We start from the raw sequence: 12,663 nt of genomic DNA, 5'->3' as shown, positions 1-12,663 counted from the left end.
TCGACCACCGCGTCCCGCTCGTCACCCGACAGGACCGGCACCGCCCCGATCCCACGACCCGGCTCCGCGAGCAGCCCCTCCAGCACCCGCACGAACCGCTCGCCCCACACCACAGCCGTGGACCGGTCGAACAGGTCGGGCCGGCAGTCCAGCCGGAACCGCAGGGTGTCGCCGGGCAGGGCGATCAGAGCGAGCGGGTAGTGGGCCTGGTCGCTGGTGTGCTGGCCGACAATGCGCACCGCGGAGGAGGTGCTGTCGACTGGCTCTCCCGACGACGACGCGGTCAACCGGCCCGCGTCGTACGGGTAGTTCTCGAAGACGACGATCGTGTCGAACAGTTCGGTGGCGCCCGCCGCCTGCTGGATGTCGGTGAGCCCCAGGTGCTGGTGCGGGATCAGTCCGGCCTGCGCGTGCTGGAGGCGGTCGAGCATCCGGGCGGTGCTCTCGGCCGGGGTGAGGCGCATGCGTACGGGCACGGTGTTGATGAAGAGGCCGACCATGCTCTCGATGCCGGGGATCTCCGGGGGCCGGCCGGACACGGTGGCGCCGAACGCCACGTCGTCCCGGCCGGTCAGCTTGGACAGCAGGACCGACCACGCGCCCTGCACCAGGGTGTTGAGGGTCAGCCCGTGTGCGCGGGCCCGGGCGGTGAGCGCCTTGGTCGACTCCTCGCTCAGGCCGAAGGTGACCCGGCGAGGCGCGGCGGCCGGTGCCTCGACCGTCTGCCGGGGCGCCACCAGCGACGGCTCGTCGAAGCCGGCCAGGGCTTCGGCCCACGCCGTGCGGGCACCGTCCCGGTCCTGGGCGGCGAGCCAGCCGAGGAACTGGCGGTAGGGCGTGACGGGCGGCAGCGCCCCGGCGTCGCCCTCGTTGGCGTACAGCGCGAACAGCTCGTGCAGGACGACGGACAACGACCAGCCGTCCACCAGCAGGTGATGGAACGTCATCGAGAACCGGAACCGCTGCTCGCCGAGGCGGATCAGGGTGAACCGCACCAGGGGCGGGGCGGCGAGGTCGAAACGCCTCTCGCGGTCCTCGCGGAGCAGCTCGTCGGCGCGCACCGTCCGGGTGGCCTCGTCGGGGTCGCCTGTGAGGTCGGCTTCCTGCCAGGGGGCCGGTACGGAACGGGGCACGATCTGCACGGGCCTGGCCAGGCCCTGGTGGCGGAATCCCACGCGCAGGGTGGCGTGCCGGGCCATGAGCGCCTCGGCGGCGGAGCGCAGCGCACCGGTGTTCAGGTCGCCTTCGATGTCGAGTACGTGCTGGGACACATAGACATCCTGGGCGTCCAAGTCATAAAGGCAGTGGAACAGGAGGCCTTCTTGGAGCGGAGTCAGCGGAAGAATCGCTTCGAGCCCCGTCTGCTTCACTCCTGGACCTCTCATTTTCCGACTTAAAGCTGTGCCTTAAAGACGTTCCAGCAGTTGCTGGGCAGACGTATTCAACACCGGGCCGCGCATCCTGTCACCGGATTAAGGTCAGGCTGAATATCGCGGCCCAAATAAGCAATGCCGCTTCTCCGTCGGCGACTCCCGCGTGCTGGCGCAACAGGGCAGGAACCCCGGAAAGTTGAACGTTCCGTGATGACCCATGCGCACCGCGTAAGAGGTCAGGGGGTCGTCACGCCGTGAAGTTCTGTTGACTGTCCGTGAAGCTCCGGGCTATGTTCCGCAGCCGGATGGAATCTGTCGCGCGCCGCATACTGGGAGTGGTCAATGTCCATTGGTTTCGTGGGTCTTTCGAGTGTTACTGAGGCCGTACGAGCAAATGCGTTGTCCAGACCCGGGGATCCTGCCGTCGCATTCGTACGAGAACTGTCCACAGAAAAGGGAAGCCAAACCGTTTCCTATGCGGAACTCGACACCGAGGCGCAGCGAATTGCGGTGGAGCTCCAGCGCCGGCTGACGGTCGGTGACCGCGCCCTTCTGCTGTATCCCGAGGGAATCGACTTCGCCGTCGCGTTTCTCGGCTGCCTGTACGCCGGAGTGGTCGCGGTGCCCGCACCCCTGCCCGGCCAGTACCGGCATCAGCGCGAGCGGGTCACCTCCATCGCCAGGAACGCCGGTGTCTCGCTGGTCCTCACCAACGGCGAGGCCCACGACGACGTGCTGGCCTGGGCGGACGGTCAGGACTCGTTCCGGGCCGACTGCCTCCGGACGGACCTCGCGGAGCTGACCGCGCCGGGCGAGTGGGTGGCGCCCGAACTCGGCCATGAAACCCTCGCGTTGCTCCAGTACACCTCCGGCTCCACGGGCGAGCCGAAGGGAGTCATGATCACCCACGGCAATCTGCTGCACAACGTGGACGGCCTGCGGCGGTCCTTCGGCCTGGACGAGCGCACCCGGTTCGGTTCCTGGATCCCCCACTACCACGACATGGGTCTGATGGGGATTCTGCTGCCCCCGCTGATCCTCGGCGGCTCATGCACCCTGATGGCCCCGACCACGTTCCTCAAGCGGCCGCACTGGTGGCTGCGGATGGTGGACGAGTACGACCTCCACTGGTCGGCGGCGCCCAACTTCGCGTACGAACTGTGCACACGGCAGATCACCGACGAGCAGCTCGCGGGGATCGACCTGTCACGCTGGAGGTTCGCGCCGAACGGCTCGGAGCCCGTACAGGCCTCCACGCTCAGCGGGTTCGCCGAGCGGTTCGCCGGCGCCGGCTTCCGGCCCGAGGTCCTGACCCCGTGCTACGGCATGGCCGAGGCGACCGTGTTCATCTCGGGCGCCGGTGACCGTGAGCCGGTGGTGCGGCACGTCGACACCGAGGGCCTGGAACGGCACGTGTTCGAACCCGTCGGGGCGGACCGTCCCGGCAGGTCCGTGGTCGCCTGCGGCACCCCGCACGACTACACGGTACGGATCGTCGACCCGGCGACCCGCGAGGTGCTGCCGCAGGGCCGCATCGGCGAGATCTGGCTGCGCGGGCCCAGCGTCGCCCTGGGCTACTGGGAGAACCCGGAGGCCACGGAGGCCACCTTCCGGGCCGAGACCGCGGACGGGCAGGGCGGCTATCTGCGCTCCGGCGACCTGGGCGTCCTGCACGACGGCGAGATCCATGTGACGGGACGTATCAAGGAGGTGCTGATCGTCCGGGGACGCAACCTCTACCCCCAGGACATCGAGCACGAGCTGCGCGCCCAGCACGAGGATCTGCAAGGTCTGTTCGGTGCCGTGTTCGGCGTCGGCACCGTCCGCGAGGACGGCCGTGAGGAGGAGCTGCTCGTCGTGACCCACGAGGTCCGCGGCCGGCTCGCAGAGGACGTGCTGCGCAAGCTCGCCATGGACATGCGGCAGACGGTGGCCCGCGAGTTCGGCGCCCGGGTGTCCGCGGTGGTCCTGGTGCGGCGCGGCGGCATCAAGCGCACCACAAGCGGCAAGATCCAGCGGGCGGCGATGCGCGAGGCGTTCCGGGCCGGGGAGCTCAACACTCTCCACGTGGAGGCCGACCGGCAGCTGAGCAGCGCACTCGCCCCGCGGCAGGCGTGAGATGCGACGTGAAGGTACGGCACCGGCCGAGTCGACAGAGCCGTCACCGGCCATGAGCCCGCTGGACAACGGGGGGACCCCGCACGTGCATCACTCCGCTGCCGGCGCACTGGACGCGCTGCTCGGGAGACCGGGCGAGGAACACGGCGCGTTCCGGCCCGCCGATCTGGCCGGTCTCGACGAGCGGGAGGAGTTCCCGGCCGCCGCGTGCGGGGTACTCGACGCCTTCGGGCTGAACGACCACTACGTACCGGCCGCGTTCGGCGGCGAGCTGCGCGACTACACGGACCTGATGCAGCTGCTGCGTACGGTGGCCCGCCGCGACCTCACCGTCGCGGTCGCGCACGGCAAGACGTTCCTGGGCGCCGCACCGGTGTGGGTGGCGGGCGGCGCCGACCAGGCCGCCGCGCTCGGCGCGCTGATCGCCGACGGCGCCGTCGTGTCCTGGGGGCTGACCGAGCGCGCCCACGGCAGTGACCTCCTCGCCGGTGAACTCAGCGCGACCCCGGAGAACGGCGGATGGCGGCTGAACGGTGAGAAGTGGCTGATCAACAACGCCACGCGGGGCGGGTTCATCTGTGTCCTGGCCCGGACGGACCCCGCCGGCGGGCCCCGGGGGTTCAGCCTGTTCCTGGTCGACAAGCGCGGCCTGGCGGCTGACGCGTACAGCTGTCCGCCCAAGATCCCCACCCACGGCATCCGGGGCGCGGACATCAGCGGCATCGCCTTCCATGACGCGCTGATACCCGGCTCGGCGCTGGTGGGCGAGGTGGGTACCGGCATCGAGACGGTGCTCAAGGCGCTGCAGCTCACCCGCACCGCCAGCACCGCCCTGTCTCTCGGGGCGGGCGACACCGCGCTGCGGCTCGGCGTGGACTACGCCAGGAACCGCAGGCTGTACGGGCGCACGCTCGGCGATCTGCCCCGGGTACGCCGCATCATCGGCGAGGTGTACGCCGCACAGCTCCTCGCCGAGGCGACGGGCCTGGTGGCCGCCCGCAGCGTGCACGCGCTCCCCGGCGAGATGAGCGTCGTTTCCGCCGTCGCCAAGGCGCTGATACCCGACCTGGCACAGAACGTGCTCGACCGGGTCGCCGAACTCCTCGGCGTCAGGAGCTTCCTCACCCAGGAGTACGCCGACGGGCTCTTCGCCAAACTGGAACGCGACCATCGTGTCGTCGCGATCTTCGACGGCAACACGGCGGTCAACCGGAACGCCCTGATCGACCAGTTCCCGCTCCTCGCGGCGGCCTATCGCCGGGGCCGCTGCGACGAGGCGGGCGTCACCGCCGCCACATCCCTTTCCGTACCGTCCACGGAGTTCACGGCAGGTGGACTCAGCCTCCTGGCGATGCGCGGCAGCAGCCTGATGCAGAGCCTCCCCGCTGCCGTGGCGCGTATCGCCGAGCAGGCGGAGCGCGGGCTGCTGCCCCGGCAGGTCGTCGTCCTCGCCGAGGAGGTCGAGGCCGCCGCGGACGCGCTGCACACCGAGTTCGCGGAACTGCGCCGGACTCCGCAGGACGTACCGCCCACCGCGTTCGTCCTCGCCGAGCGCTACGAGTTGTGCTTCGCCGCCACGGCCTGCCTGCAACTGTGGCTGAACAACCCGCAGCCGGCGGGGGACGCGCAGTCCCCGACGATCTGGCGCAACGCGCTCTGGCTCCAGGCCACCCTGCGCACCGCCCTCACCCGGCTCGGCAGCCCACTGGAGGAGGCGGGCGCCGAAGCGTACGACCGCCTCGCCGAGCACGCGTTCGGCCCGGCCGTCCCCACGCTCCGTTCCACGCTCGACGGCTCCACGTCCGACGGCTTCACATCCGACGCCTCCCCCCTTGACGGCGCCACATCCGGCAGCTCCACCCCCGACGGCGCCACCTCGGACCGCGCCACATCCAGCAGCTCCACCTCCGACGGCGCCACATCCGACGGCTCCATCCCGGATGACTCCACCACTGATGACTCCACCCCCGATGGCGAGACGGCCGGGAGTACCTCATGAAGACCCAGCTGCCCGCCGCTCCGGACGCCGTGGCTCCGCATCGCGCCGACGCCATGGAGCGTCTCTTCGGCGACCCACGGGACCCGGGCAACCCGCTCGGCTTCACACAGATCCTCGCCGCTGACGAACGGGCGGAGATGTTCGCAGCCGGTGAGCAGGCGCTCGACGCCTACGGGCTCAACGCCGAGTTCGTACCGCCCCAGTACGGCGGGCGGCTGACCCGGCTCGACGAACTCATCGAGATCATGCGCTCCGTCTACCGTCGCGACCCGTGTCTGGGCCTCGGCTACGGCGTCAGCTCCTTCATCGCCTCGGTCAACATCTGGACCGCCGGCAACGACGAGCACTGCCGCCAGGTCGCCGGGATGCTCCTCGACAACCGCAAGGTCTCCGTCGCCTACCACGAGCTGGCCCACGGCAACGACATGGCCGGCACCGAGTTCGAGGCCATGCCGGGCCCCGACGGGCTGCTCCTGAACGGCCGCAAGGAGATCATCACCAATCTCCAGCGCTCCGACGCGGTCGTCATGTTCGCGCGCACCGACGCCCGGCCGGGGCCGCGCAGCCACTCCCAGATCCTGGTGGACAAGTCCCGGATCCCGGACGGCCGCATGCGCTACCTGCCGCGCTTCCCCAGCGTCGGCATGCGCGGCGTGCAGCTCGGCGGTGTCGAGTTCGACGACTGCCCGCTGCCCGCCGACTCCGTCGTCGGCCGCCAGGGCCTCGGCCTGGAGACCGCGCTGAAGTCCTTCCAGATCACCCGGACCACCCTGGTGGCGATGTTCACCGGCATGCTGGACACCGGGCTTCGCACCACACTGCGGCACCTCAAGTCCCGCAAGCTGTACGGGCGTACCGCCGCGGACATCCCCCAGGTGCGCTCGGTCCTCGCCGGGGTCCATGCCGACCTGCTGCTCTGCGAGGCGTTCTCGACGGTCGCCGCCCGGGCCATCCATCTGGTACCGGCCGAGACGGGAATCTACGCGCAGGCCGTCAAGTTCTTCGTGTCCAAGGTGCTGATGGACGCGATGCACCGGCTTTCGACGCTGCTCGGGGCGCACTTCTACATGCGCGAGGGCGACAACGCGATCTTCCAGAAGCTGCTGCGCGACATCCAGCCGGCCGGCTTCGGACACGCCGCGCGTGCTGCCTGCCAGGTCTCTCTGCTGCCCCAGCTCTCGCTGCTCGCCAAGCGTTCGTGGCGGGACGGCCCGGCCGCCCCGGCGGACCTCTTCCGCCTGGACGCCGACCTGCCGGGCATCCCCTTCGACCGGCTGACCGTCAGCGCCGGCGGGCGTGAGCGGCTCAGCCGTTCACTCGCCCCGGGTCTCGACGCGATCACCGGGCGGGACCACGAGCGGCGCGAGATCCATCGCGTCGGACAGCAGCTGACGGCGGAGCTCGCCCTGCTCGCCGAGGAGTGCGCCGCGATCCCGGCCAGTGAGCTGTCCGTCGCGGCGAGCTCCGCCAGCTACGACCTCACCCACCGCTACGTCAACGTCCTGGTGGGTGCCAGCTGCGTCGAACTGTGGCGCAACAACCAGCACCACCCGGACCCGTTCTTCGCCGACCCCGCCTGGGCGGCGGCGGCCCTGAACCGGCTCACCCTGCGTCCGGGCACCCGGCCGGAGAACCTGCCCGGCCCTCTCGAACAGCGGCTCTTCGACGAGCTGCTGGAGCGCTACGAGTCCTCGACCAGTTTCGGTCTGGTGAGACGACAGCTCGCCGATCGCCTTCCCAAGGAGAACTGACCATGTCCAGCCCCATCATCGAGAAGAACAACCAGGACCACTCCCCCGAGGAGCTGACCGGCTGGCTCAAGGAGCGCATAGCCGAGCACGTCCAGCTGCCGGCCGCGGAGATCGACCCCGACGTCCCGCTGGCCAACTACGGCCTCGACTCGCTCTACGCGCTGACCGTGGTCACCGAGATCGAGGAGCACCTGGGGCTGACGCTCGAGCCCACCGTCATGTGGGACGCGCCCACGCTCAACGCCCTCGTCGAGGTCATCCGCGCCGAACTGGCCCACGCGGCCTGATCCCGCGGCAGCGGCCACCGGCCGGCCGGGTCCCCGATCCCCCACAGCACACAAGCTCGTCCGCAGAGAAACGTGAGTAGGTATTCAGTGTCAGAGCATGGGTCGGTTCGTCAGGCTGTCTCCGCGGCGCAGATGGGGATCTGGGTCGCACAGCAGTTGGCTCCGGACAGCCCGCTGTACAACTGTGCCACCTGCTTCCGCATCGACGGACGGATCGACCACGCCCTGCTGGCCGAGGCCGTGCGCCGCACCGTCGCCGAGACCGACGCCCTGCGCGCCCGCTTCGACGACGACGGCGACGAGCCGCACCAGATCGTCGAGCCCGCGGGCGAGGTGCCGGTGCGGTTCGTGGACGTGAGCACCGCGGCCGACCCGGACGCGGCCGCCCGCGCGTGGATGGACGACGACCTGTCCGTCCCGGCGGACCCGCGGGCCGGGCAGTTGTACACCCATGCCCTCTTCGAGCTCGGCGACGACCGGACCCTCTTCTACTTCCGGCACCATCACCTCGTACTCGACGGCTACGGGCAGACCCTGTACCTCCGCCGGCTCGCCCACACGTACACGGCGCTCGCGGCCGGCCAGGAGCCCGCACCCACCCGGATCCGGCCGCTGGCCGAACTCCTCGGCAAGGACGCCCAGTACCGCGCCTCGGCCCAGCACGACAAGGACCGCACGTACTGGCTGGACCTCTTCGGGGAGACTCCCGAATCCTCGACGCTCACCGGCCGCACCGCCGAGCCGTCGCCGAAGCCCCTGCGCCGCAGCGTGCGGCTGACCTCCGGACAGCTGGCCGGGCTGCGCGGATCGGGCCGCTGGTCGCTCGTCCTCGTCGCCGCGGTCGCCGCTTACACCCACCGTCTGACCTCGACCGCCGACGTGGTGGTCGGCCTGCCGATGACCGCGCGCGCCGACGCCCTCGCCCTCACTACCCCCGCGATGCTCGCCAACGAGGTTCCGCTGCGGTTCACCGTGGCCCCGGGCCTGAGTCTGGCGGATCTGGTGCGCCAGGCGACCGCCCAGGTCAACGGCGCGCTGCGGCACCAGCGGTACCGCGGCGAGGACCTGCACCGCGAGCTGAACCTGTCCGGCGGAACCGGTGGCCTGTCCTCGGTCATGGTCAACGCCATGTCCTTCGGCCAGGAGATCTCCTTCGGCGGCCTCGGCACCGTCATGCACCCGCTGTCGACCGGCCCCGTCAGGGACCTGTCCGTGACGTCCTTCGGTGACCCCATGGGGGACGAGGGCGTCCGGCTCGACTTCGACGGCAATCCGGCGCTCTACACCGAGGCCGAACTCGCCTCCCACCAGGACCGGTTCATCGCCTTCCTGACCGCGCTCGCCGCCGACCCGAGCGCTCCCCTGAGCGCCATCGGCCTGCTCGGCGAGAGCGAGCGGGAGCGTGTCCTGGAGCAGTGGAACGACACCGGGCGCCCGCTGCCCGGTGCCTCGCTGCCCGAGCTCTTCGAAGCTCGCGCCCGGACCGCCCCGGACGCCGTCGCGGTCCTCCACCGCGAGAGCCGGCTCACGTACGGCGAACTCAACGCCCGCGCGAACCAGTTGGCCCGCCTGCTGACCGGCCGGGGTGTCGGCCCCGAGCAGTACGTGGCCGTCGCCCTGCCCCGCTCCACCGACCTGGTCGTGGCCCTCCTCGCGGTCCTCAAGACCGGCGCCGCCTACCTGCCGGTGGACCCCGAATACCCCACGGACCGCATCGCGTACGTCCTCGACGACGCACGGCCGTCCCTCCTGCTGACCTGCGACGAGCTCGCGGACAGGATGCCGGCCACCGGTGTCGAGCGAATCCTGCTCGACCAGGTGCGTACGGGCGCGCTGCCCACCGCCGACCTGACGCAGGGCGAACGGACCGCCGGGGTACGGGGCGATCACCCGGCGTACGTGATCTACACCTCCGGCTCCACCGGGCGGCCCAAGGGTGTCGAGGTGACCCGCGCGGCGCTCGACAACTTCCTTGCGGCGATGCAGGACCGGATCCCCCTCACGGAACACGACCGGCTGCTCGCCGTTACGACCCTCGGCTTCGACATCGCCGGCCTCGAGCTCTACCTCCCCCTGCTGTCGGGCGCCGCCGCCGTCGTCGCGGACCGCGATGCCGTACGGGATGTCGAGGCGCTCGGCGCGCTGATCCGGCACACCGGGGCCACGGTCATGCAGGCCACCCCCAGCCTCTGGCACGCCCTCGCGGCGGAGGACGCCACCGCACTCACGGGCCTGCGGGTCCTGGTGGGCGGCGAGGCGCTGCCCACCGAGCTGGCCCGCACGCTCACCGGGCACGCGGTGTCGGTGACGAACCTGTACGGCCCCACCGAGACCACCGTCTGGTCCACCGCCGCCACCGTCACCGCGGACGCCGCCGTGTCGATCGGCCGCCCCGTCCTCAACACCCGTGTGTACGTGCTGGATCACGCGCTGCACCCCGTACCGGCGGGCGTTCCCGGCGACCTGTACATCGCCGGATCCGGCCTCGCCCGCGGCTACCGCGGCCGCCCCGACCTCACCGCCGAGCGCTTCGTCGCCGACCCGTTCGGCGCCCCGGGCACCCGGATGTACCGCACCGGCGACCTCGTGCGATGGACCGCCGACGGACAGCTGATGTACGAGCGGCGCGCCGACGACCAGGTCAAGCTGCGCGGCTTCCGCATCGAGCTCGGCGAGATCGAGTCGGTGCTGCTCCGGCACCCGGCAGTCGGAAGGGCCGCGGTGATCGTTCGCGAGGACAGGCCGGGCGACCGCCGGCTGGTGGCCTACCTGGTGCCGGCTGACGGCACCGGGGACGCGGATGCCGGTACGGACGAGCTCCGCGCCCACCTTGCGGCTTCCCTGCCCGACTACATGGTCCCGGCCGGCTTCGTGACGCTGCCCGCACTGCCGCTCACCCCGAACGGCAAGCTCGACCGCAGGGCCCTGCCCGCCCCGGAGTACGGGACAGGCGACACGCAGGGCCGCGGCCCCCGCACCGCGCAGGAGGACACCCTGTGCGCACTGGCTGCGGAGATCCTCGGGGCCGCCGCGCTGAGCATCGACGACAACTTCTTCGAGCGGGGCGGCGACAGCATCATGGCCACCCGCCTCGTGGCCCGCGCCCGCCGGGCCGGCCTGCTGTTCACGGCACGCGACGTCTTCCGGCACAGGACGGTGGCCGGTCTGGCAGGCGTCCTGACCGTGGCCGACCGCCCCGACGAGACCCCGGCCGCCCCCGCGGACCTGGGCATCACTCCGGCCGATCTGGCGCAGGCGCGGGAGGCGGTGCCCGGCGCGGTGGACGTCCTTCCGCTCACGCCGCTCCAGGAAGGCCTGTACTTCCACCACCAGTTCGACACCACGGGCCTGGACTACTACAACGCCCAGCTGGTCCTGGAGTTCAGGGGCACCCTCGACCCGGCCGCCCTGCGCGCCGCGACCGACACGGTCCTCACCCGGCATGCGAGCCTGCGCGCGGGCTTCCACCAGAGCGAATCCGGCCGGGCCCTCGCCGTGCTCGCCGCCGAGGCGCGGGCTCCGTGGCGCGAGGTAGACCTCACCGACCGGGCCGAACCGGAGCGCGAAGCCGCCTGCGAGGCCCTCCTCGACGAGGACCGCTGGACCCGCTTCGACCTGTCCCGCCCGCCGCTCGTCAGGCTCACCCTGGTCCGGCTGACCCCGGACCGGACGGTCTTGGTGCTGACCAACCACCACATCATTCTGGACGGCTGGTCCCTGCCACTCGTCGTGCGTGACGTACTCGCCCTGTACGCCGCCGGCCCGGCCGGTCAGGACGCCACCGGGCTGCCGGAGGTACGCCCCTACCGCGACTACCTGGACTGGCTCGCCGTCCAGGACCGCGACCAGGCGGTCAAGGCCTGGAGTGCGGCACTGGCCGGAGTGGACGAGCCGACCAGGCTGGCCGCTCCCGTACCCGGCGCCACGCCGGCGGCCCAGAAGCGGGTGGAGTTCTCGCTGTCCGAGGAGACCACGGCCCTGCTCGCGCGCACCGCGCGCACGGTCGGCGTCACGCCCAACACCGTCGTCCAGGCCGCCTGGGCCGTGGTGCTCGGCCGCCTCACGGGCCGTGACGACGTGGTCTTCGGCGTGACGACGGCGGGCCGCCCGGGCAGCCTGCACGGGGCCGAATCGATGGTGGGCCTCTTCGTCAACACCCTGCCCCTGCGGGCCGCGCTGCGCCCGGCCGAGCCGGTGGGGGACTTCCTGCGGCGGCTGCAGGACGAGCAGGCCGAACTGGTGGAGCACCAGCACATCGGTCTGACTGAGATTCAGCAGGCGGTGGGTGCGGGTGAGTTGTTCGACACTCTGACCGTCTTCGAGAACTTCCCCCTGGACCGGGCCACGATCAACACCCTCGCCGATGACGGTGGCCTGACCGTCGTGGGAGCCGAGATCCGTGGCGGCACCCACTACGCCCTCGGCCTCGCGGCCGTTCCGGGCGACCGCATGGCCTTCCGCCTCGACTACCGGCCCGACCTGGTCGACACGACCTATGCCGAGCAGGTCTCGGAGCGGTTCCGGTTCGTGGTGGAACAACTCCTCGCCGACGTGACGACACCCGTCTCCCGACTCTCTGTCCTGGCCGAGGCCGAGCGGGTCCGGGTCCTTGAGGAGTGGGGAACGGGAGCCGTCCCGGCAGCCGGTACCGCTGATGCCGATGTGGTGGGGCTGTTCGAAGCCCAGGCGGCCGCCACCCCGGACGCTGTGGCCCTGGTCTTCGAGGACACCCGCCTGACCTACCGGGAGTTGGACGCCTGGGCGGACCGCCTGGCCCGCGTCCTGATGGAGCACGGAGCCAGGCCGGAGAAGTTCATCGCGGTGGCACTGCCCCGCTCCACCGAACTCGTGGTCGCACTCCTCGCCGTCCTCAAGACCGGCGCCGCCTACCTGCCCATCGACCTGGACTTCCCCACCGACCGCGTCGAATTCATGCAGGCCGAAACCGACCCCGTCCTGGTCCTGGACCAGACACTCTTCACCTCCCTGAACAACCGGCGTTCCACCACACCACTGCCGCCCGCCTCCCCGACCACCGGGAACACGGCCGCGTACGTGCTCTACACCTCCGGATCGACCGGCCGCCCCAAGGGTGTCGTCGTCTCCCGCAGCGCACTGACCAACCTGCTCACCGA

At 71.1% G+C, this 12,663-nt stretch carries 6 protein-coding genes; 5 read left to right on the top strand and 1 reads right to left on the bottom strand.

Translation table 11 applies throughout. The features are described 5' to 3' along the window. Window positions 1-1,385, bottom strand: a 1,385-nt coding sequence (locus JGS39_RS27630) for a condensation domain-containing protein (protein ID WP_236065819.1), incomplete at its 3' end; no start/stop codon positions are given. Window positions 1,386-1,715: 330 nt separating this feature from the next. On the opposite strand from JGS39_RS27630, the gene JGS39_RS27625 reads away from it, so the two are divergent. The 5 genes from JGS39_RS27625 to JGS39_RS27605 form a co-directional block, all read left to right on the top strand. Next, the gene (locus tag JGS39_RS27625) at window positions 1,716-3,491 is read left to right on the top strand and encodes a fatty acyl-AMP ligase (RefSeq protein ID WP_219572316.1); all 1,776 of its coding nucleotides are present in this window, start codon (window positions 1,716-1,718) and stop codon (window positions 3,489-3,491) included. A gap of 85 nt (window positions 3,492-3,576) precedes the next feature. Continuing rightward, window positions 3,577-5,490: an acyl-CoA dehydrogenase family protein gene (locus JGS39_RS27620; RefSeq protein ID WP_219572315.1), complete on the top strand. Its 1,914-nt coding sequence runs from the start codon at window positions 3,577-3,579 to the stop codon at window positions 5,488-5,490. Further along, window positions 5,487-7,241 (top strand): acyl-CoA dehydrogenase family protein, encoded by a 1,755-nt coding sequence (locus JGS39_RS27615; RefSeq protein ID WP_219572314.1) that lies wholly within the window; start codon window positions 5,487-5,489, stop codon window positions 7,239-7,241. The genes JGS39_RS27620 and JGS39_RS27615 overlap by 4 nt, the downstream gene beginning before the upstream one ends. A gap of 2 nt (window positions 7,242-7,243) precedes the next feature. Beyond that, on the top strand, window positions 7,244-7,528 hold the full coding sequence (locus JGS39_RS27610; protein ID WP_219572313.1) for an acyl carrier protein: 285 nt from the start codon (window positions 7,244-7,246) through the stop codon (window positions 7,526-7,528). 132 nt (window positions 7,529-7,660) lie between these two features. Further along, on the top strand, window positions 7,661-12,663 hold a 5,003-nt coding region (locus JGS39_RS27605), incomplete at its 3' end, for a non-ribosomal peptide synthetase (protein WP_219572312.1).

The organism is Streptomyces poriferorum (assembly GCF_019399235.1).
GTDB classification, from domain to species: Bacteria; Actinomycetota; Actinomycetes; order Streptomycetales; family Streptomycetaceae; genus Streptomyces; species Streptomyces poriferorum.
This window is presented reverse-complemented; position numbering and strand designations above follow the sequence as displayed.

What these genes read in the sequence shown, in the direction of transcription:
- JGS39_RS27615 (WP_219572314.1), top strand. Translation starts at nt 5,487, where the DNA reads ATGAAGACCCAGCTGCCCGCCGCTCCGGACGCCGTGGCTCCGCATCGC.
- JGS39_RS27610 (WP_219572313.1), top strand. Translation starts at nt 7,244, where the DNA reads ATGTCCAGCCCCATCATCGAGAAGAACAACCAGGACCACTCCCCCGAG.
- JGS39_RS27625 (WP_219572316.1), top strand. Translation starts at nt 1,716, where the DNA reads ATGTCCATTGGTTTCGTGGGTCTTTCGAGTGTTACTGAGGCCGTACGA.